Annotated in this window: 16 protein-coding genes, 2 tRNA genes and 1 pseudogene; 7 read left to right on the top strand and 12 right to left on the bottom strand. The window is 41.8% G+C overall.

Annotated elements, in window-relative coordinates; genetic code table 11:
• Window positions 1-4: 4 nt before the first annotated feature.
• Both EYR97_RS05155 and EYR97_RS05150 read left to right on the top strand, forming a co-directional pair.
• A complete protein-coding gene (locus EYR97_RS05155; protein WP_131092737.1) occupies window positions 5-1729 on the top strand; it encodes an SLC13 family permease in 1725 nt (574 codons plus the stop codon).
• Window positions 1730-1896: 167 nt separating this feature from the next.
• Window positions 1897-2601: a YIP1 family protein gene (locus tag EYR97_RS05150; protein ID WP_131092736.1), complete on the top strand. Its 705-nt coding sequence runs from the start codon at window positions 1897-1899 to the stop codon at window positions 2599-2601.
• 75 nt (window positions 2602-2676) lie between these two features.
• On the opposite strand, the gene EYR97_RS05145 is transcribed toward EYR97_RS05150, so the two are convergent.
• On the bottom strand, window positions 2677-3573 hold the full coding sequence (locus EYR97_RS05145; RefSeq protein ID WP_131092735.1) for a DUF3025 domain-containing protein: 897 nt from the start codon (window positions 3571-3573) through the stop codon (window positions 2677-2679).
• 69 nt (window positions 3574-3642) lie between these two features.
• On the opposite strand from EYR97_RS05145, the pseudogene EYR97_RS05140 reads away from it, so the two are divergent.
• A pseudogene (locus EYR97_RS05140) lies at window positions 3643-5315 on the top strand (M28 family metallopeptidase).
• Window positions 5316-5395: 80 nt separating this feature from the next.
• Here the strand turns inward: EYR97_RS05140 and EYR97_RS05135 are convergent.
• A complete protein-coding gene (locus EYR97_RS05135) occupies window positions 5396-6178 on the bottom strand; it encodes an RMD1 family protein (RefSeq protein WP_131092734.1) in 783 nt (260 codons plus the stop codon).
• 439 nt (window positions 6179-6617) lie between these two features.
• On the opposite strand from EYR97_RS05135, the gene asnB reads away from it, so the two are divergent.
• Window positions 6618-8288, top strand: a complete 1671-nt coding sequence (gene asnB, locus EYR97_RS05130) for an asparagine synthase B (protein WP_131092733.1) — start codon at window positions 6618-6620, stop codon at window positions 8286-8288.
• A gap of 388 nt (window positions 8289-8676) precedes the next feature.
• Here asnB and EYR97_RS05125 read toward each other — a convergent pair whose 3' ends face one another.
• Together EYR97_RS05125 and queE are read right to left on the bottom strand one after the other, a co-directional pair.
• Window positions 8677-9543 carry a transporter substrate-binding domain-containing protein gene (locus EYR97_RS05125; RefSeq protein WP_242634899.1) on the bottom strand — a complete coding sequence of 289 codons (867 nt, stop codon included), beginning with the start codon at window positions 9541-9543 and terminating at the stop codon, window positions 8677-8679.
• 82 nt (window positions 9544-9625) lie between these two features.
• Window positions 9626-10276: a 7-carboxy-7-deazaguanine synthase QueE gene (gene queE / locus EYR97_RS05120; protein ID WP_131092781.1), complete on the bottom strand. Its 651-nt coding sequence runs from the start codon at window positions 10274-10276 to the stop codon at window positions 9626-9628.
• Between the two features lie 118 nt (window positions 10277-10394).
• On the opposite strand from queE, the gene queC reads away from it, so the two are divergent.
• Window positions 10395-11051: a 7-cyano-7-deazaguanine synthase QueC gene (gene queC / locus EYR97_RS05115; protein ID WP_131092731.1), complete on the top strand. Its 657-nt coding sequence runs from the start codon at window positions 10395-10397 to the stop codon at window positions 11049-11051.
• A 123-nt stretch (window positions 11052-11174) separates the two neighbouring features.
• Here queC and EYR97_RS05110 read toward each other — a convergent pair whose 3' ends face one another.
• The 5 genes from EYR97_RS05110 to EYR97_RS05090 all read right to left on the bottom strand — a co-directional run bounded on the left by EYR97_RS05110 (window position 11175) and on the right by EYR97_RS05090 (window position 16539).
• Window positions 11175-11549 carry a hypothetical protein gene (locus EYR97_RS05110; RefSeq protein WP_131092730.1) on the bottom strand — a complete coding sequence of 125 codons (375 nt, stop codon included), beginning with the start codon at window positions 11547-11549 and terminating at the stop codon, window positions 11175-11177.
• Entirely contained in the window at window positions 11550-11813 is a 264-nt protein-coding gene (locus EYR97_RS22190; protein ID WP_242634898.1) for a hypothetical protein, read from the bottom strand.
• Window positions 11814-11996: 183 nt separating this feature from the next.
• Window positions 11997-12923, bottom strand: coding sequence for a LysR family transcriptional regulator (locus tag EYR97_RS05100; protein WP_131092728.1), 927 nt, complete (start codon window positions 12921-12923; stop codon window positions 11997-11999).
• 298 nt (window positions 12924-13221) lie between these two features.
• A complete protein-coding gene (gene uvrB / locus EYR97_RS05095) occupies window positions 13222-15237 on the bottom strand; it encodes an excinuclease ABC subunit UvrB (protein ID WP_131092727.1) in 2016 nt (671 codons plus the stop codon).
• A 12-nt stretch (window positions 15238-15249) separates the two neighbouring features.
• A complete protein-coding gene (locus EYR97_RS05090) occupies window positions 15250-16539 on the bottom strand; it encodes an MATE family efflux transporter (protein WP_131092780.1) in 1290 nt (429 codons plus the stop codon).
• A 1169-nt stretch (window positions 16540-17708) separates the two neighbouring features.
• Here EYR97_RS05090 and EYR97_RS05085 point away from each other — a divergent pair.
• Both EYR97_RS05085 and EYR97_RS05080 read left to right on the top strand, forming a co-directional pair.
• Window positions 17709-17785 (top strand) — tRNA-Asn (locus EYR97_RS05085).
• Window positions 17786-17811: 26 nt separating this feature from the next.
• Window positions 17812-17888: transfer RNA gene (locus tag EYR97_RS05080), tRNA-Asn, on the top strand.
• Here EYR97_RS05080 and EYR97_RS22660 read toward each other — a convergent pair.
• The 3 genes from EYR97_RS22660 to EYR97_RS05060 form a co-directional block, all read right to left on the bottom strand.
• The gene (locus tag EYR97_RS22660; RefSeq protein WP_404840947.1) at window positions 17847-19418 is read right to left on the bottom strand and encodes a recombinase family protein; all 1572 of its coding nucleotides are present in this window, start codon (window positions 19416-19418) and stop codon (window positions 17847-17849) included. The genes EYR97_RS05080 and EYR97_RS22660 overlap by 42 nt on opposite strands.
• A gap of 18 nt (window positions 19419-19436) precedes the next feature.
• A complete protein-coding gene (locus tag EYR97_RS05065) occupies window positions 19437-19790 on the bottom strand; it encodes a hypothetical protein (RefSeq protein WP_131092726.1) in 354 nt (117 codons plus the stop codon).
• A gap of 523 nt (window positions 19791-20313) precedes the next feature.
• Window positions 20314-21312 carry a tyrosine-type recombinase/integrase gene (locus EYR97_RS05060; protein ID WP_165477978.1) on the bottom strand — a complete coding sequence of 333 codons (999 nt, stop codon included), beginning with the start codon at window positions 21310-21312 and terminating at the stop codon, window positions 20314-20316.
• Window positions 21313-21330 lie beyond the last annotated feature (18 nt).

Raw genomic sequence — 21330 nt, 5'->3', positions numbered from 1 at the left:
TTATATGGATGTTACCCAGTTCATCGTACTGGCAATTTTTGCCAGTACGATATTAGCGCTGATTTTTACAAATCAGCGCCCTTCCACGGTGTTTTCAGGTGCCGTGCTAGGTCTTCTGGTTTCTCAACAACTGTCACTTGATGACATTCTCTTAAATTTAACCAACAAAGGGCTTATTACCCTTATTTTGTTGCTGTTGATTAGTAGTGCTATCGACAAAACTGCACTGATCAAGCGTCTTGGAAGAAAATTAGTTAATACCAATTTTACGCAATCTTATTGGCGACTATTTTCCCTAACCTTTTTATCTTCAGCGCTACTCAATAATACGGCGATTGTCGCAAGCCTTATTGGGCCAATAAAACAAAATCAATATCACCCCGCATCGCGATTGTTAATTCCGTTGTCTTATTCTGCAATTTTAGGGGGCACTGTTACGCTTATCGGTACTTCTACCAACTTAATTGTCGACAGTTTTTTACAAGAACACGGTCATCCAGGTTTTAATTTCTTCGATTTTACCTTATATGGTGCAATAGCAGGATTAAGCTGCGGTTTACTTATGTTTATGTTGCTCCCCTTATTGCCTAGCATTGGCAGTAAGAACACTAATTACCGCGAGTATATGGTGGAGGCTGAAGTTGAAGCGGGCTCAGAGCTGATTGGTAAAACCGTAGAGCAAAATCATTTGCGTAACTTGCCTGAACTTTTTCTGGTAGAAGTCATTCGCAATGGCAACTTAATTTCGCCGGTCAGTCCAGATTTAGTAATTGTAGAAAACGATAAACTTATTTTTTCTGGAAATGTGCAAAAGTTAGATAACCTCAGCCATATAAAAGGGTTAAGTATGTTTGCAGAAACTGATGGTGTCTTGCGAGAAAGTTTGACTGAAGTAGTGGTAGCAAATCGCGCACAAATTATCGGGCAAACAATTAAAAAGCTTGGCTTTCGCGCCTTATTTGATGCGGCCGTCGTGGCCATAAGACGTGATGGAGAGCAATTATCAGGAAAGCTCGGCGAAATAAAACTTCAAGCAGGCGACTTTTTACTTTTAGCAGCAGGGCCTGACTTTGCTACTCGTCAAAATATTGGTAAAAATTTCTTTGTACTCTCTGAGCAGAAAATAAACCGCCCTCTTACCAACAAGCAGGAGTGGATAACACTAGGAGGTTTTCTAACTACTATTGCTCTAGCGGCGTTGAATGTTATCTCTCTTGCAATCGGTTTACTCTTTTTGGCAGCCCTATTAATCGCTGCAAAAGTGACATCAAATGGCGAAATGAAACGCAATTTACCCTTAAACTTAATTGTTGTCATAGTGGGCGCATTAAGCCTTGCTACGGCGTTAGAGAACTCAGGTGTTATTGCTATAACAACATCAGCGCTTATGCCTTTGCTATCTGGTGCAGATTGGTTCATGGCCTTGGTAGTTATATATTTAGTTACCTTACTACTAACAGAGTTTGTTACCAATAACGCTGCCGCTGCCTTAATGTTTCCATTTGCATATGGGCTTGTACAAATAATAGGGGCACCTATTATGCCTTTTGCACTTGCTGTAGCATTTGCTGCTAGTGCAAGTTTTATATCCCCATTTGGATATCAAACCAACTTATTGGTATTTAATGCTGCCAACTACAAGTATTCACACTTCATAAGTATGGGGTTACCCATCTCAATTATGTACAGTGTGATCGTGCTAACCCTACTTAAGTGGACCTACTTATAACTCGGCTACCGTCATACACCGACACAGACTTTTACAAATAAATCCCAATTTCAATAAGTTATTCTGTACAAGGATTTAGTGTCTAAGTAACCTATAAAAAGAACTACAAAATTTGCCACGTTTTAAGATGGTAATTAAACAACACAGAACATCATAGGGAGCAGTGGATGCACAACGTAACTAACCCGTTTCAAGCTTGCAATGATATATTTTTTAAGCCTAATGGCGTGTTTAAAGCCGTGGGCGAGCACAATAACTGGAGCTGGATGCCATTTCTTTTGGTGATGGGGATCACTCTAGCGTCGCAATACCTTTACGTGAACTTTGTTGATATTGAGTGGTTTGCGAATATTAATATTGCCGCACAGGGTGCTATGAGCCCCGCAGAAGAAGAGCAAATGCGTGCCTTTTTTACTCGCGACACGTTACTGTGGTCTCAACTTATTGGCGCTTTTTTTGTTTTAATCATTGTAAACGCTATATATGCCGTTTATGTAAACCTTGCTACGCGTTCTGATGATAGTCATGTGTTTGGGTTTACCGATTGGTACGGTTTCTCTTGGTGGTTATCAATGCCTTATGTTGTCACTTTGCTCATTGGCGTTGCGCTCCTTTTATTTTCTGGTGATCACCAGACAACGCCGGCCATATTGGCCCCTACTTCACTGAGTTTTATTCTAAGTGTGCCTATGGATTCTAGCTGGTTTGCTTTTACACAAGCTATTCGACTAGAGCTATTTTGGGGAATTTACCTAGCTATAGTAGGTATTAGCCAGTGGACTTCATTTTCTCGCCAAAAAGCGGCAATTATCGCCATTGCCCCCTACGCTATTATTTACATTATCTGGCTAGTGGCGCTTTTGGTTTCATAAAAACGAAGTATTGATAATGCTTTGAGCATATTTAGCTGACCACAAACAAGCCCTGATCAATCAGGGCTTGTTTGCTTAAAGGGGCAATTGAATAGTTGCCTTCGCGTTTTCCCTAAGTGGCCTGAAATATTCTGTGTTTTGATAGAATTCGCTTGTCTGATTGTCATACCAATGGGGAACCCCTAATAGGGGAAGCGGCTTTAGCAAAGGTGAATGCTGAAAACACCCAAGTTTGTTAATTCTATCAACCATAGCGTCATCAAGAATAGCCCGTTGCTGCCAAGGTGACTGCTCATGAAAACCTTCTGGCACCGCAACAGCCAGCCATTTACCGGTTAAACCAATAAAAGGGTTTAGCATCATTTCCAAATTGGCATGGCCAAACACAAACGGTGTTACACACTGATGCCACACTGTTCTATGTTCAACAAATACGCTCTGCCAATTGTGATGTGCTAAGTCATCTAGCCACTTAGAAATATTAATATTCGACTTAGCTGCATTCTCCCTATTAAGCTCCCCTTTACGATCCCCTTTAAATTCCACGGCAAGTACCACACCACACTCATCAAAATGGGTAATTCTATTTCTTCGAGGTGTACGAGGGTTGGCTCCCACCGCCTTAATATCCTCGATATGCAGCGTGTTGAGCAGTTGTTTTGTTTTCGGGAACTGAAGCCATATCAATGCATTGAACAAGTCATGCCAGCTGTCTTCCCGTGTAGGCACAACATTATCCTCACTGATAATCGTTTCGTAGTAGCGCTTTTCGTCAGGGCTGAATGTACTTTGGCCTTTGAATGACGGTCCGTTCCAATTACATTGAAAACGGTTAATGGCATTATTGAGTTGCGCTACGGTTGGGAATGAAGAACAGTCTAACAACCCTACTTCACTGAGTAATTGAGTAACTGGCGAACTTGTATGTTGATTTAAGTAGGTTTTACTAAAAGGTATTAGCGCTGATTGCATAACAACTATTGGTTCAAATTGGGGTTTTCTCTATACTGGTGCTTATTGTAGAGCAAACAGAGACCAACAATGAAAAAAATGTTTTTGCCATTGCTTGTACCGACCCTTCTTGGTGTCAGTGCATGTTCCCCCTCAAACGACAGTAAAACAACAGCTTCTGATGCTTCAAAAGAGTTAGCAGTTTCCACGTCCTCTAACTTCGACAGTGTTTACAACAATATATCTGATGCTGATATTCGCGAACCCTTAAAAATTCTCGCGTCAGATGAATTTGAAGGCCGATTACCTACCACTGAAGGTGAGAAAAAAACCATTGATTATTTGGTTAGTGAATTCCAAAAAGTAGGCTTGAAGCCAGGTAACGGCGACAGTTATCTTCAAAAAGTAGCACTGATGGAAATAACCGCCGATCCGAATATGACCATGACGATTGGCGATAATACGTTTGCGTATAAAGAGGATATGGTTGCTTCCTCTAAACGAGAACAAGACTCCATATCGCTAGAGAATTCTGAACTTGTATTTGTAGGTTACGGTGTTAACGCGCCAGAATATGAATGGAATGACTACGAAGGCCTTGATGTCGAGGGTAAAACCGTTGTCATCTTAGTGAATGACCCCGGCTTCGAAAATCCAGAAAGTGGTAAGTTCCAAGGCACCACAATGACTTATTATGGTCGCTGGAGCTACAAATATGAAGAAGCTAGCCGCCAAGGTGCAGCGGGTGCAATTATTGTTCATGAAACAGCACCGGCATCTTACGGTTGGTCGGTTGTCGCTAATAGCTGGAGCGGCCCACAATACGGTTTAGTAAGTAAAGACAAGGGCGCGAGTCGCGTGGCGGTTGAAGGTTGGTTAACCTTAGACGCCGCTAAAAAAGTATTTACTGATGCAGGCTTAAATTTTGATGAAGAAAAGTCGAAAGCAATGCAAGGACCTTATCATAAGCCCATGAACATTGCTGCCTCGGTAACGGTAAACAACACGTTTAAAAAATCAGAAAGTAACAACGTCATTGCTACCCTCCCAGGCTCAACCTTTCCTGATGAACACGTAATTTATACCGCGCATTGGGACCACTTGGGTAAAGATGAAAGCAAAGAAGGCGATCAAATTTACAATGGCGCACATGACAATGCTACCGGTACAGCAGCAATACTTGCTATGGCAAAAGCCTATAGTGGGCTTTCACCTGCACCTAAGCGCTCTGTTTCATTCCTAGTAGTAACGGCTGAAGAGCAAGGTTTATTAGGCAGTAAATATTATGCAGACCACCCTGTTATTCCTATGGACAAGACCGTTGCTAATTTAAACATGGATGCCATGAACGTATTAGGAAAACAAAAAATGTGGCCGTTGTGGGCATGGGCAAATCTGAACTTGAAAGCTATCTTGAAGCTGCAACGGCTAAACAAGGTAGAACATTAACGCAAGAAGATCGTCCAGAAGCAGGATACTATTATCGCTCAGACCACTTTAGCTTTGCAAAGCAAGGTGTTCCTGCATTGTATGCGGAAGGTGGTGATGAACCAGCTGATGAAGAAACCGCTAAATACCGCAAACGTATGAACGTGATTGTAACAGGTTGCTATCACCAAGTTTGTGACGAATATCGTGAAGACTGGGATTTAAGCGGTATCGTCCAAGATACACAGATGCTGTTTGATGTTGGCGTTAATGTAGCAAACGCTGAAGCATGGCCAAAATGGAATGAAGCTAGCGAATTTCAACGTGCAAAATGATCATTTAGAGCTCACTTGTTCGTGAATACAAAGGCCCCTTACTATGGGGCCTTTTTGTTTCAGTACCGCCACACTATCTGTTACATCAACAGAGCCTTTAGCTCTTCAGCACCGAATGTAGCTATTTCGAACGCAATGAGGATTATGATGATCCATTCCAAAAATGAAGAGTGCTTGTGGTTTAAATCATCCGCCAACATTTCAAACAACTCATGAATAACATCCAGTTTGTTAGACAATAGTTCAACCCGTGGTTTGATATCAAGATAACGCGCGGTATGCGAGTAAGCGTATTCGTACTCAGAATATTCCCAGAAAAACTCCGGCGTATCCAACAAACCATAATGCAAAAAGATATCACTTTTCGTGCTAAACAAATGGCCGCGGATCTTCGCAAGTGCTTTGCGTCCTAGTTGTATTTTCCCTGTTTCTGCCAATGCTTTGGGCAAATAGCCATATTCTGAAATTGTGTCCTGCGCTTTCTTTTCGTACTCATTGAGCTTGATTGATTGCGCCAATGCGTGACTTATGGACAAACGTAGTAATTCGTCTTTGCTGGGCAAAGAGATCGTATCACGCTGAAACTTCAGGCTGTCTCCCTCAATAACAAAGCGTAAATGCTCCTGATGGTCGCCAGTTAGCACCGTATCATTTACTTGTAACCTGCGTATTAGTGCTAATTTTTCATCTTCGTCAACGCCCCAAAACACAATAACACCGTATTCGAATAGCCATGCTTCGCCGCCAAAAACATCTATTTGTACTGCATCGCGATAGCGTGACCCCAAGCTCATCATGAGATCTTGGGGAATTTCCACATCTGGAATAATAAAGCCCGACACGCGGTCATTAGAGAATTGCATATATAAACCAAGTAAGATTAAAAATCGGCGAGATTATGCGCTCAAATTTCACTCGATAATAGGAGTTTTATGCGTTAAAAACATGATGGTGACGACGATAAATTTTACTTGTAACTCGAGAGTCTGTTTATCTTTGTGATGAATAATAACTCGTTCTTTTGTAGTGTGCTCAGAAAACCAAATGTACAATAAACAAACAACAATCTAGATCTGGATACCACTACGCTTGAGAATGAGGATAGAGATAACGCAAAATTAGCGTTTTGGAATAAGATTTTCCATTTTCTCATCATAATATACTTGCAATTTCCTGTCAGACTGGCACATTCAAGGCACGCGATAAAAGAATAAAACAAAAACCTTCGCTCACTCGTACGCGAGTACCCGACAGAAAAAGCCTCATTATTTTTTCAACAAGTGAACAGAGAGAATCCGTTTTATGTGTGGTATTTTCGGTATCTTAGATATCAAAACCGATGTGTCTGAACTCAGAACCCAAGCCCTCGACTTATCTAAACTATTGCGCCACCGTGGCCCTGACTGGTCGGGTATCTGGAATAATGACAATACCATTCTTTGTCACGAAAGATTGGCCATTGTTGATGTTGACACCGGTGCTCAGCCTCTTATCAGCCAAAACGATAAACAAATTCTTGCGGTTAATGGTGAAATTTATAACCACAAGCAACTAGCAGCGGATTTAGACCAACCGTATCCATTTAAAACGCGCTCAGACTGCGAAGTTATTCTTCCGCTTTTCCAGCAAAAAGGTGTTGATTTCATCGATGAGCTAGAAGGTATGTTTGCGTTTATTCTTTATGATGAAGAACAAGATGCTTATCTAATTGCGCGTGATCACATTGGTATCATTCCACTTTATACAGGTTACGATGAACACGGAAACTTCTATGTTTCGTCTGAAATGAAAGCGTTAGCTGGCGTTTGTAAAACCATCAGTGAATTCCCTCCTGGTCATTATCTTTGGAGTAAAGAAGGAAAAATCACTAAGTACTACAAACGGGACTGGATGGAATACGAGAACGTAAAAGACAACACCAGCGATTTAGAAGAGCTCAAAGTTGCATTCGAAAAAGCCGTGAAGTCACACATGATGTCTGATGTACCTTACGCCGTATTGCTTTCAGGTGGTCTTGATTCTTCATTGGTTTCAGCTGTTGCCGCGCAGTACGTGGCTAAACGCGTAGAAGACGAAGACAAGACCGATGCATGGTGGCCTCGCCTGCACAGCTTTGCTGTGGGTCTTGAGGGTGCGCCAGATCTGAAAGCAGCGAAAAAAGTTGCAGATATGATTGGCACAGTTCACCACGAAATTCACTTCACTATTCAAGAAGGTTTAGACGCTATTCGTGATGTTATCTACCATCTTGAAACATACGATACCACCACCATCCGTGCAGCAACGCCGATGTACCTAATGACTCGCAAAATTAAAGCGATGGGGATAAAGATGGTATTGTCAGGTGAAGGTTCTGACGAGATCTTTGGTGGTTACTTATATTTCCATAAAGCGCCAAATGCGAAGGAATTCCACGAAGAAACAGTGCGTAAACTAGACCGTCTACATATGTTTGATTGTGCTCGCGCAAACAAAGCGACCTCGGCATGGGGTGTAGAAGCACGTGTTCCTTTCTTAGACAAAAACTTCATTGATGTTGCTATGCGACTTAACCCACAAGACAAAATGTGTCTTGATGGAAAAATGGAGAAATGGATCCTACGTAAAGCGTTCGACAATGGCGACACACTTCCTGCTGAAGTATTGTGGCGTCAAAAAGAACAATTCGGTGACGGTGTTGGTTACTCGTGGATTGACTCTATTCGCGATTTCGTTGAAAACGAAGTTAGCGACCAACAATTAGCGACATCAGAATTCCGTTTCCCGGTTAACACGCCAGATACGAAAGAAGGCTACTACTACCGCACAATTTTCGAAAGTTACTTCCCTCAGGAAAGTGCAGCTCGTTGTGTACCAGGTGGTAAATCTATTGCGTGTAGTACTGTCGAGGCGTTAGAGTGGGATGAAAGCTTTAAAAACAATGCTGACCCATCGGGCCGCTCTATGAAAGGCGTTCACGCTGGCGAATCGTAATTTACGGTATATTCGTTAAGAATGTTAAAAACGCGGCTCTATTTATTTCATAGGCCGCGTTTTTTTACATTTTTCTGGAGAGTATTAACCTTTGCAGCACGTTATTTGTAGCAAGAGGGATTCTAGAGCCTGTTTATCTTTGTTCATTTTTTGTGTTGGCGGTCAAAATTGTCCATCGCAAGGCGTTACTGGTGCAGTTTGGTGACCCAAATAAGCCAGTAACAACAAAGTGAGGGGCAATTTTGGCCCCAACCCCACTGGGGCATGGCCATTTTTTAGTCATACTGCCCACAAATGCACTTATTTGGGCCCACCAAACCGCGTACATTTGCGATTGCCTGACTAAAAAATGACTCATGCACAATTTGTGAACAAAGATAAACAGGCTCTAGTTATTTGTGAAGTCGTTTTTGAACCACAACGCATCACTTTCTAATGGCGTTTCTAACGGCAACAACGGGTTTTCAAGCGTGAATACTTTGCGCTCCTTCACGTTTAGTCGTTCTAGAATTGGTGAATAAGTCGCATAAAAAAGCGCATCAAACGATCCGTCTTCGATTGCTCGCTCTAAACCAGTAGTAATTAAATTTGCCAAGGTTTTATTACTTGCACTAACGAAATAGTACATAGCAGTTGGGTAGTAAAGTGCCAATGAAGGCTCGAGAGCCAAACTCCCACTTCTCCCCTCTTCCGCTAATTCTGCTTCAACTTCGATAACAGAACGAGGGAAGAAATCGATTTTCCCTTGCTTTGTTAGATCATACGCTTCACGAAACTCAGGAACAGTAAATACATTAAACCCATTCGCTTGCAGTATTTTGGTATCTGGCCACTCTTCACCTTGAACAGGAACCAGTTTACGCATGTCAGTTATCGACAAATCGCGCTTGAAGTTTTCTTCTTTGTCTTTGTTAACTACAAATACTCTTAAGCCAATGAGCCCCTTCGCGATTGGAATGCGTATTGGCGTTAAATCCTTTTCTCTTTGCGTATCTGTCATGCTCCAGACAATATTAACTTCCCTATTCTCTTTTAACTGTCGCATGGCTTTGCCCGTGAGCAATATTCGATCGGAAGGGCGAAGTTCATAATTGACGCCCGTTTTGTCGAGAGCTAACGTCAATAAGTCAATAGGATACTGTGACCTTTCATCAGAATCATCTAATGGGCGAGGATACGTGATTGTCCATAAAGCTGCGTTTACACTGGGTATTAAAAGCAACGAAAATAAAACTACAATTGTCGTTTTTACCATGCTCATTACCTTTTTTTCCCGCACTTTTTTAAGTATGGACATTTTCAATCCGACTTTTGAACGACACTTAAATACGGTCAACTTATTCAATACCAATGTACTTATGTGTTTGTAAAGATAGCCGCCAGTTGCGTTCAATACAAGTACGAACCGCTAACTCCGTGGCCCGTTTCTGCTGGCTAATTGGCTGTAAACACACTTGTTTTCCTTCAAGACTTGATACATTTGCCAATAGCGCATCCAATTCATCAATGTGCTTTTGCATAGCAATAGGATGTTTAATTTCATTAGCGCGTTCCAGTGCACTTACCAACACTTCGTAACCGCCTTTCATATTTATTTTTGGAGATACCGTTACATATGTACGCGGATCACATTGAACTTCAAACGTACCACTGGTTTCAATTTGTGTAGAGAAGCCATTATCGTGCAGCAGTGTTGTTAAAGGGCGTAAATCATACATACACGGCTCCCCTCCCGTTATCACAACATGCTTAGCAACGTAATTTTGTCGTTCGAATAACGCCAACAGCGAAGTCTCATCAGAAATAAAGTAGGTTTCTGATTCTGCACTTTTGGCAATCACATCTTGCGGCGCAACGCTTAAATCTGCTTTTATTTCCCACGTGTGTTTTGTGTCACACCATGCACACCCAACTGGGCAACCTTGCAAGCGAACAAAGATAGAGGGGATGCCCGTATGAGCTCCCTCACCTTGTATAGTTTCGAACATCTCATTGATGTTTAATGCGGATAATTCAGACAATTTGATACCCTTTAACGATTGTATGTTGGGATTTTACCAAGGATCACATAAAATTCGGGCATAATTTATCAATACTTGAAAAACTATGTCAGAAAACGTTGTTGTTATCTATTCAGGCGGCATGGACTCCTACACGGTTTTGCATAAAGCATTGCGCGCGGGGAAAAACGTACACGCCCTAAGTTTTAATTACGGCCAACGCCACAAGAAAGAACTCGATTATGCAGCGAACGTCTGTAAGTCACTTAATGTTCCTCATAAGATAGTTGATATTAGCGCGATTAATACGCTTATTGGAGGTTCAGCATTAACCTCAGACATTGATGTGCCCGAGGGTCATTACGAAGAACCTAGTATGAAGCAGACTGTGGTTCCCAATCGCAATATGATTTTGCTATCTCTGGCTGTGGGCTATGCAGTAAGCCTTGAAGCTAACGAAGTTTATTATGGTGCCCACTCTGGCGATCATGCGATTTACCCAGATTGCCGCCCTGAGTTTGTTCATAAGATGAATGATGTGTGTGGCATTGCCAACTACGTACCGGTAGAAATCATGACCCCGTATATCGACGATAGCAAAAGTGCCATATTAACTGATGGGCTAAAAATGGGTTTAGACTATGGTCAAACATGGACTTGCTATAACGGTAGGGAAAAAGCGTGTGGCAAATGTGGCGCGTGTGAAGAGCGTCTTGAAGCTTTTCGCGATAATAATGCCACCGACCCATTAGAGTACGAGTAGTATTCCTCAGTAATTACCCTATGTAGGGGCTTTGCATTTGGTTTTAAAAATGCCGTGTAAACGCCCCTCTATGTGCGCATAGAGTACGCGCCATATAAATAGCGAATTATGTTTGCTACAGGTTCAACGCACTGTTAGTAAACGAAGAAGATTGAAACTAACATAAACGATTACAACTGATAGGAAAGCACAAATACCCAATGCGCCGCCAATTCCCTCGATGAGAGGCAATAACATCGCACTCAACCAACCAAAAATACAAGACGCGATACCAATTCCTTTCCAAGACAGTCTTTGCTGTGTACTCATTCCAACAAAACTGCCGCCGAAAAATATTGCACTCATTAGTTCGGCGAAGTCACTTTTGAAGCACACAAATAACACGGCATAGCATAACAGTGTAGACAACGCGCTCGCTCTTATCGCGCCCATTTTTGGCAAATACGCGAGAAAATACGTTGCATAGCCACCTAAAATTGCAAAAGCGATAGTAAGCACTTACCAAGCGACTCCTTTGACTAAGACAACACTTGCCACAGCAGTAAATGCTATTGCACCAAGCTTTCCGCCTACACCCACAAATTTATTACGCAATAACGTATAGATAAGCGCCCCTACCACGCTGACAGCGATTAGTTCATATATATTTTGAATGACGCCAGATGAGCACATACCCGCGAATGCACCAGTATAAATAGCGGCTTGCGGATGGTAGTGGAAAGCCCTTGAATAAGGCACAAACGTGCCTGCAAGTCCTACCACACAGGCACTTATTACCACAGAAATGTGTAGTTCTTGATGAAGTAAAAAACAGCCGTAAAAGCCACAAAAAAATGCGATAAACTTGATGATGTAAAAAATACTAAGTGATTTTATGCTCTTCTCTTGCAAGAAAAGTTCGCTCCAATTCATATTTTTTGAAAACAAAACTAGAGCGAAAAGCTCCTACTTCTGGCTTTCTGCGATGAAATAACTCAACTCTTTAATGCAGTGTCGTAACACAGGGTTCAAGCGAGTATTTTTTCCATTCATAACAAACAGTTCATGATTGAACCTGAACAGACTTCCGTTTGCAATAGGAACAAGTCCCAATGCTGCGCCTTGCTCCTTTGCCATATAATCTGGCAATAGACCTACATATTCACCAGTCATAATTGCTGACATAGCCGCATCAAATGAATCTGAGAACGTCTGAATAGATAAGCGAGATTCATCTTCTATATAATTTGCAGAAGACAAACCTGAAATACCAATAGCGGGATAATCTTCAATTTTAACCCCACTAGGCAATTCACAGTCTCGATACTTGGCAAGTGGATGTGTGGGTGCACAGTACAACCTACCAGGTGTCTTTATACCGATGGGATGAAAGGTAACCGATTCAGGCTTCACCATGTCATACGTAGAGACCACTAAGTGGCATTCGCCAGACAAGGCAACGTGTTCTACTTCATTGTAAAGACGAGTTTGAATATTCACGTGAATATCATCAAACTTCTTCATAGTGCTCTTAACCGCTTTACTCACAGCAAGATGCATAGATAGCGGTAAACCCGCCATTAATACCAAGGTAATATGACCAGAGTAGTCGTCGTGTAATGACTTGAGGTTAAAAACAAAGTTGTCGAAAGCGTTAAAGATACGCTTGGTTTCTTGAAAAACCACTTCGCCTTCTTTGGTCATCTGAAAGCCACCACGGCCGCGGTGACACAAAACTAAATCTAAGCGCTCTTCTAGCTTTTTTATCGCAGCACTTATATTAGGACGTTGCATGCGCAACACGGGCTCTGCCGCAGTAAATCCATTGCAGCTCGCTACGGCGTAAAATACGCGCAATAACTTTATATCCGACTCCTGAAGACGATTTAGCATGTTAGCACCTGTTTATAGGTATAGTTATTGATACTCTAACTAAAACTATATGAAACTACTGGTGTTATTACAACGACAAATTAGGGCTTTTGAACCCAAATCACACAATAATTTCGCTACTTGGTGCATTTTTGAGTTATCTCGATTAATACGAAATAGAGAAGAATAAAGAGGATACCAAAAAACTGAATAGAAAACATACAAACAACATTGGTGTAGCTCACCCTACACGAGGATGAGACACGCCAATATGAATGTCGAAGAAAAGGGTATGTGTACGGAAATATTACTACACTTACTAAGAAAGTGTGACAACTTGCTTACGCAGAGCCTCAATGTCGTCGCGTAAACTCGCAGCCTTTTCAAACTCGAGCTCTCGGGCGTATTCAAACATTTGCTTTTCAAGCTCCGATATTTTATCCATGAGCTCGGTTGCCGACGCTGTCTTTTGTTGCTTCTTCTTCTCTTCAACTTTGCGCAGCCTGACTTTACCAGACGCTGGATGGGCCGATTCCCCCAAATCCATAATATCGGTAATAGGCTTGTTAAGGCGCATCGGTGTTATATTATTGGCCTTATTATGTGCTTCTTGTTTCTCTCGGCGACGGGCGGTTTCATCAATTGCTTTGCGCATAGATTTAGTCACGGTGTCACCGTATAAAATTGCCTTACCATTTATGTGGCGTGCTGCACGGCCTATGGTTTGAATAAGAGAACGTTCAGCCCGTAAGAAACCTTCTTTATCTGCATCAAGTATTGCCACTAATGATACTTCGGGCATATCTAACCCTTCACGTAACAGGTTAATCCCTACCAATACGTCAAACTTACCAAGACGCAGATCGCGGATGATCTCAATTCGCTCTACCGTATCAATATCTGAGTGCAAATAACGCACCTTCACACCGTGCTCATTGAGATATTCACTTAAGTCTTCTGCCATGCGCTTTGTTAGCGTCGTGATCAGTACCCTTTCATCAAGCGCCACGCGTTTTTGAATTTCAGATAACACATCGTCGACCTGTGTGGCCACGGGACGGACTTCGATGACAGGATCAAGCAGTCCAGTTGGACGTACGACTTGCTCGACAATTTCACCTTCAGTCTTCTTCAATTCATAGTCACCCGGTGTCGCAGACACATAAATGGTTTGTGGGCAAATTTGCTCAAACTCCTCAAATTTTAGCGGGCGATTATCCAATGCAGAAGGTAAACGAAAACCAAATTCCACCAAGGTTTCCTTTCTGGATCTGTCGCCGCGATACATGGCGCCGACTTGTGAAACCGTTACATGAGACTCGTCGATAAACATAAGCCCATCGGCGGGGAAGTAATCTAAAAGCGTAGGTGGGGGTTCGCCTGGTGCGCGACCGGAAAGATAACGAGAATAGTTTTCTATTCCTGAGCAATAGCCTAATTCCATCATCATCTCAATATCAAACTGCGTGCGCTGAGATATACGCTGCTCTTCAATGAGTTTGTTGGATTCTTGGAGCTGTTTTTTACGCTCAACAAGTTCTTCTTTTATATGCTCAATAGCATTAAGAATCTTTTCTCTAGGCGTTACGTAATGCGTTTTGGGGAATACAGTTGCGCGAATAACCGATTTGTCCACCGCACCTGTCAGTGGGTCAAAAAGGCTTATTTTGTCAATTTCATCATCAAACAGTTCAACGCGTACCGCTTGCTTTTCAGAATCCGCGGGAAAAATATCAATGACATCTCCTCTTACACGAAATGTACCGCGCTCAAAAGCTAAATCGTTGCGCTTATATTGGAGTTCAGCAAGACGACGCAAGATATCTCGTTGATCCATCGTGTCGCCCTGTCGTAAATGCAACAGCATTTTCATGTAAGACTCAGGGTCGCCCAAGCCGTAAATAGCTGACACGCTCGCCACTATCACAACATCTCTGCGCTCCATCAGCGCCTTTGTTGCAGAAAGACGCATCTGTTCAATGTGATCATTAATAGATGCGTCTTTTTCTATAAAGGTATCCGTACTGGGCACATAGGCTTCGGGTTGATAATAATCATAGTAAGACACAAAATACTCAACCGCGTTATGTGGAAAAAACTCTTTCATTTCCCCGTACAGCTGTGCAGCCAGCGTTTTATTATGAGCAAGGATCAATGTAGGGCGCTGCACCTGTTGAATAACATTTGCCATAGTGAATGTTTTACCAGACCCCGTTACCCCCAATAGAGTTTGCCCTGCCACCCCACTATCAAGTCCATCAACCAAGGCTTCTATAGCGGCCGGTTGATCACCCGCAGGCTGATATTTCGAATGTAATTCGAATCCTCTACTCATTTCAAAACCTTATTAAGCATTTTCGTGATCTGCTTCAAATTGCGCAATTGCGCGCTTGAAAACAACAAAAGACACACTCGCCATGACGATATTTGCAATGACATTACCCACAAATAATCCATTCAAACCAAACATCACACTTCCAGCAATACTTATCGGTACGAAAAATACAAACAAGCGGATGACACTGAGCAAAAGCGCTGTCATCGGGCGATGCATTGCATTTAATGATGAATTTGTAAGGATAATAACTCCCTGCATACCGTAACCAAGCGGCACAATCATCAAAAATAGTTGAATTAGCGCACTAACTTCAGGCTCATTTGCAAACGCAACAGCAATCCAACTTGATAAAAGCCACATAATTACGAAAATGATAAATTGCCAGACAAGAACGAACTTTAGCGTCGTTGCGTATGCTTTTTTGACCCTTTCTAACTGCATAGCACCAACATTTTGACTAATGAAAGGCGGCAATGTCATTGAAAGAGCCAGCACAACTATGCTGGCGATAGATTCCATTCTATTCCCTACTCCCCACGCAGCGACGGCTTCCGCTCCATAGCTCGCCACCACTGCGGTCATGACACCACCAGCGATTGGTGTGAGCATATTAGCGCCAGCCGCAGGCAGACCTATCTTTAAAATTTCACTACTACTTTCTCTAAGCTCTTCTAGCGTTAATAAGCGAGGTAGCATCAGCTTTCTACGTATGGCTAATATGTATAAAATCCATAACGCCCCTACTATCCAAGCAATAAATGTCGCAAGTGCTGCACCTTTTATCCCCATTGCGGGTATTGGTCCGAATCCGAATATAAATAAAGGGTCGAGTAACGCATTAAGTCCGCCACCTGCAGCCATAATCATACTGGGTGTGCGCGTATCACCGCAGGCTCTAAGCACACTGTTACCCACCATTGGCATGGCCAAGAAGATACTCGATAAGTACCACAACCCCATATAATCCGAAATAAACGGCATGAGCCTTTCCGATGCATTTAACAGTTTAAAAATCGGCTCAATAGTGAAATAGCCAATACATGCTAATGTCCCTACTAATAATACCGACAGCATGACAGAGCCAGTCGCGTAAATCTTAGACTTGGCGAGCGCTTTACTGCCTTGTAACTTTCCAATAATGGCTGACGTGCCAATACCTAAACCAATATTTAAACTAATGACGGTAAAAGTTACAGGAAAGGTAAAACTAATTGCTGCGAGTTGGTCTGTACCTAACAGGCTGACGAAAAACGTATCGATCAATCCAAAACTCATCATCATGACCATACCGAGTATCATGGGTATGGTCATTCTTTTTAGTGTTGTACTGATATCTCCTTCGAGCAAATCAGACGAGCGCTTACTTACATCACTTTTTGTCACTAAAGCCTCAGTATTTTATTTCGTTATTTGACGCATAATATTAGCTACAAGACACTCTTAGAAGCTCTCAGACACTACAAAAGATCAGCGTCCATAATTACGTTAAATTTACTATCATTAATGTGTGTAGTCTAAAAGAGCGGGCTCTTATTGGCTATGTTTAATCGACAAACACAGCAATGAACAAGGGCAACGTTTATTACTAAGCCGAATTGATGAAATATAACGAATTCTTCAAATTTTTACCGAACAAAGAGAAAGTAGTACTTTGCACTTGTTACCCTGTTATTTTCATGAAAATTGTAAAATGACAGTTCGGTTGCACTTTTAATACGTTTATTAGACATGTATTTTCAATAATAAACTTACTTTATGTTACATCACTACACCTTTAGTACTGACGCTAAATCGTTAATAAAATGTAACTTACTAAGAATCAACACTCTGCACCTTGAATAGCTTTTAATCATTCGTTGAATTAACACACAAGCTACTTTTTGTTCTACTGATCAATACCGATCACTGAAAACGATCAGCAAAAACCGCATAAACATTTGATTTAAATTGAATTTTTTACCAAAAAAGCGCTTTGTGAATAATGATCTTATACGCAGAGATCTCATCCAAGTAGTAGCTTAAATTAACCTATCAACATAGTTATCCACAGATTTAGTGGATAACTAACGCTAGACCATATTTGGCGCGATGTTGTGCACTTCAATCAGAAAAAGACGTAAGTGATGACTAACCTTTTAATACTTAAGTACAGGTTACAGAATTATTAAACGCTGTACATATTATCAGTATTAAAGCTTTTTTTTATTCTTTTTAGTTATTAACTTTGAATAATATGAGATATGTTTAAACAACATTTGTTCAATGAGATAAACACCGTCTTTAAACCCTTTAAATTACTCAAACTAAATTAACGGCTACTAATTAACCATTACTTTTGTCTTATTGATGAGATAATGAGCATAAAAGTGCTAAAAAGCTATTTTTTGCGCAGTCAGTACAAATATTTCATTTATATTGTTGACAGCAACTAAGTACGTCTTTAATATTCGCCTCCGTTGAAGCACAGGTCCCCCTTAGCTCAGTTGGTTAGAGCGACGGACTGTTAATCCGCAGGTCCCCCGTTCGAGTCGGGGAGGGGGAGCCAACTTCAGCAACAACTTAGGTGTCGATTCCCCCTTAGCTCAGTTGGTTAGAGCGACGGACTGTTAATCCGCAGGTCCCCCGTTCGAGTCGGGGAGGGGGAGCCACTTAACTTCACTGGGAACTATTTCAGAGTTCACAGAAATAAGTGCCTCCGGTCTGTATTTGACTTTAATTTCATTATCTTGCAGTACGATACTGTGGATAAACGTTTTGAAGAACTCCCGAACTTTTCCAGGATTACTTGAAGTCTTGATGATATCAAGGAGCAGTTCACTTAGATCACTAAGATCAGTTTCAGAAATTTCCAACTGTGGTGGTTTTTCTGTTTCAGCTACAGCCAATTCAGTGTTTAATTTTCTTATAGTTTCGTTGTTAGAACGTAAACGCGGTGCAAGGTCTTGCAAGTTGTAAATACCAGAATCGTCCTCTAACAACTCATACAAGCGCGAGTTTTTTCGCTCATACTCTTTTATTTGCTGAATAATTTCATTGCACCTGTCTCGCTTTTTCTGCGCCCAAGAGCCACAAAGATCATTTAGCTGTAGCAGCAAATCTTTTAAATTTCGCTCTGTAAGCACTTCTGAGCATATAACGTCAGTCATCCATGGGTCGAATATAGCTGAATTGATTCGACGGTCCTCACAGCCCAATCCAGCCTGTTTTGTACTGCAATTGTAATAGTAATACGTCTTCGTGGCGCCTTTCGCTTTCTCTATCTTCATCGACTTACCACATTTTCCGCATTTAAGTAGGCCAGTGAAGAAACGAGTGCTTTTGGGCGAACCGCCCTCTTTCACTGCTTTTTGAGTTTGACTGTCCATTGTTTTTTGAACGGCGTCGAATAGTTCGTAACAAACAATGGGTTCGTGACTGTCTACTACAATCCATTCAGAACGGGGTAATGAACCCTCACGGCCCTTTTTACCAAATGCAATTCTGCCAACAACGCGTTCGTTACGCAGTAAGCCAAGAATAGAGGTTTTATTCCATTTTTTGCCACGGTTAAGACGTCCTTCAGCATTAAGTAGCTCAGCTATCTGTTTTCCACCGTAACCTGAAAGCTTTAGTTCAAATATTCTGTTAACAGTGCCAACTTCCATCGGATTTGGAATGAGCCTGGTCTTATTTTTCTCACCGAGAACTTTTTCTACCTGGTATCCAAATGTTAAATAACCTCCATTGAAATAGCCTTTTTGAGCATTTGCTATCATTGAACGTTTTGTGTCTTGTGAGACTTGACGAGAATAGTACTCGTCGAATAATTCTAAAATCCCCTCGTAAATAAAGCCTGAATCGCCCTTATCGATATTTTGAGACACATAGCTTATTTTGGTACTGCTATTGGCTAATCGTCGCTTATTAAGCTTTGCTTCAAGCGCGTTTCTAGCAAAGCGTGAAGTACTCCAACAAATAAAGTAATCAACGTCGAAGTTTTCACAGTATGAAATGGCTTGCTGGAATGCAGGACGGTTATCAGTGGCGCCAGAAATACCTTCGTCGGTGAATACTTTCTTCACATCTGCACCAAGGGATTCGGCGTGTGCTAAGCATTTGTCTATTTGGCTTTGAACAGGAAGTTCTTTTTCGGCCTGTTTCGCAGTGGAAACACGCGCATATATTACACAAGTGGTCATTGTTAGTTCCTAAAATCACTATCTAAGGGGCACTTCCCCTAGTTCGTATTTTTTCGCTATTCGTCTAATGGTATCAGGAGAGCGTGACATTCCGTGCTTTTCAAGTTCTTTGGTTATCTCGGTGCATGACATTTTTCGTTCTATAAAGCATTTAATGATTTGTACGCACTGGTACTCTTGGTATTTTTTTATGGAAGGGACGTAAATTTTATCCTGCTTCCATTGGTTTTCAGGGCAGCTTGCTGCACGCCAAATTTTTATGAACATTTCTGGACCAGCGATGTGTGCAATTTCTCGCCAAAACTTAGGTAAGTTCAATTTATCCAATTCGGCCATTTTCAGTGAATCTATTTCTGCTGTGCTTTCACTCATTATATTTGCCTTATAACAGAGTTTAAAATCAGTGCAGATATGCTGGTACCCGCCCTACCCTATTCAAGAAGCTCTTTACACTTGCCGAGCCCCCACCCCTCTAATAGTAATGCATGAAGGAGGTGGATTGCAGGATATTCGAGCAGTAAGTGTGTGTTTAAGTTGTATTTCTATTTTTTATTGCGCTTTTTATTAAATACGTGTGGCTGCAGGCGTTGTTCATACGTGGTGGATTGGTTGTGTATTGCGTATTTTGTATATAAAGCGCAGTTGATAGTTCCACGCACCTAAATGCTATTGTCCGTTATAAAAGAGAGTTTCAAAGGGTGCTGCGCACACCTGCAAACATTCATTATCTATTAGTTGGTGGTACAGACTATATAATTTCCACGCACCAAAAAAGAACCAAAGGCATGTCTGTGTAAAGCTTTCTGGTAAATTTTATGTTCTAGTGAGAGAGGGGTTTACTATAGCGCTGAGGGAATTGGCCCAGTGCTATAGTAATGGTAAGAATGTAGGAAGGTTATTTCTTTAGGGCGTGAAGAAGTGGTGTTACTGCAGTAGAAATCTTTCCTAATGGGTTACCTTTATCCACTTGCTTGGTAAGCTTCCGTAATGCAAGTTGAGTGTATATCTCTGTAGTTTTAGGGTCACTGTGGCCTAACAGTGTTTGCCTGGTGATAATGTCTAAGTCTTCCTCTGCGTATTCGGTACCAGTTAGGTGACGTAATGCATGAGGGTGGGCCTGATTGGCAGGAACCCCAGCTGCAACGCCTCGCTTATTAATCATCTTCTGGATAGTGCGCGGTGATATTCTTCTGTTTTCGCCGTAATAATCCCAGGGCTTAACACGACGGTTATTGGTGCTAATGAATAACACCTGATCACCATTGGGTAATGTGCGGTCAATATGACGTAAATCAGGATGACCAATGTAAACACGCAGGAATAACTGCACTTCCATTGGCAAAGGAACCTGACGCTCTTTCTTACCCTTCTCGATAACACGAATAGCTAAACGGTCAGCTCCCTCGTGTTCGAATGCAACGATATTTGAAAGGTTAAGTGAAACAATTCCGGCCAAGCGAAAACCACAGCCCCCCATAAGCGCGATAATCGCTGCGTCTCGAATTCCGATAAATGTTTCTAAGTCACAACTCTGTAGCAGCTGCTCGAAAGAACGTAACCCCATAGCAACAGGTATTTTTTGTGACGATGCTGGGTAAGGTAAAGATGCAGCAAAATTGGAACGAGTATGCCCTTTATCAAATAGGTATTCGTAGAACCCACGAAGTGCAGCCACAGCGGTTCGTCTACTTTGTGGTACCAACTTCATTTGGTGCAGAAATAGACCGGTGAACTGCTCAAGCTGCAACGGTTTAGGCTGGTAGGGGTCAACTAGTGACTTTTCACAAAATGAAAGATACAGCGTTAAGTAGTAGCGGTACTTCTTAATGGTTTCGACTGAACGGGCTTCATTCAGCTGTTTAAACTGCAACCACTCATTTACCAACATCTGCATTTTATAGGGTCCCCAAGG

The organism is Alteromonas sp. KUL42 (assembly GCF_006538325.1).
Classification (GTDB): Bacteria; Pseudomonadota; Gammaproteobacteria; order Enterobacterales; family Alteromonadaceae; genus Alteromonas.
Note: the sequence above shows the minus strand (reverse complement) of the source record. Positions and strands in the feature narration are given on the sequence as shown.

What these genes read in the sequence shown, in the direction of transcription:
- EYR97_RS05155 (WP_131092737.1), top strand. Translation starts at nt 5, where the DNA reads ATGGATGTTACCCAGTTCATCGTACTGGCAATTTTTGCCAGTACGATA.
- EYR97_RS05150 (WP_131092736.1), top strand. Translation starts at nt 1,897, where the DNA reads ATGCACAACGTAACTAACCCGTTTCAAGCTTGCAATGATATATTTTTT.
- EYR97_RS05145 (WP_131092735.1), bottom strand. Translation starts at nt 3,573, where the DNA reads ATGCAATCAGCGCTAATACCTTTTAGTAAAACCTACTTAAATCAACAT.
- EYR97_RS05135 (WP_131092734.1), bottom strand. Translation starts at nt 6,178, where the DNA reads ATGCAATTCTCTAATGACCGCGTGTCGGGCTTTATTATTCCAGATGTG.
- asnB (WP_131092733.1), top strand. Translation starts at nt 6,618, where the DNA reads ATGTGTGGTATTTTCGGTATCTTAGATATCAAAACCGATGTGTCTGAA.
- EYR97_RS05125 (WP_242634899.1), bottom strand. Translation starts at nt 9,543, where the DNA reads ATGGTAAAAACGACAATTGTAGTTTTATTTTCGTTGCTTTTAATACCC.
- queE (WP_131092781.1), bottom strand. Translation starts at nt 10,276, where the DNA reads ATGTTCGAAACTATACAAGGTGAGGGAGCTCATACGGGCATCCCCTCT.
- queC (WP_131092731.1), top strand. Translation starts at nt 10,395, where the DNA reads ATGTCAGAAAACGTTGTTGTTATCTATTCAGGCGGCATGGACTCCTAC.
- EYR97_RS05100 (WP_131092728.1), bottom strand. Translation starts at nt 12,923, where the DNA reads ATGCTAAATCGTCTTCAGGAGTCGGATATAAAGTTATTGCGCGTATTT.
- uvrB (WP_131092727.1), bottom strand. Translation starts at nt 15,237, where the DNA reads ATGAGTAGAGGATTCGAATTACATTCGAAATATCAGCCTGCGGGTGAT.
- EYR97_RS05090 (WP_131092780.1), bottom strand. Translation starts at nt 16,539, where the DNA reads ATGATACTCGGTATGGTCATGATGATGAGTTTTGGATTGATCGATACG.
- EYR97_RS22660 (WP_404840947.1), bottom strand. Translation starts at nt 19,418, where the DNA reads ATGACCACTTGTGTAATATATGCGCGTGTTTCCACTGCGAAACAGGCC.
- EYR97_RS05065 (WP_131092726.1), bottom strand. Translation starts at nt 19,790, where the DNA reads ATGAGTGAAAGCACAGCAGAAATAGATTCACTGAAAATGGCCGAATTG.
- EYR97_RS05060 (WP_165477978.1), bottom strand. Translation starts at nt 21,312, where the DNA reads ATGCAGATGTTGGTAAATGAGTGGTTGCAGTTTAAACAGCTGAATGAA.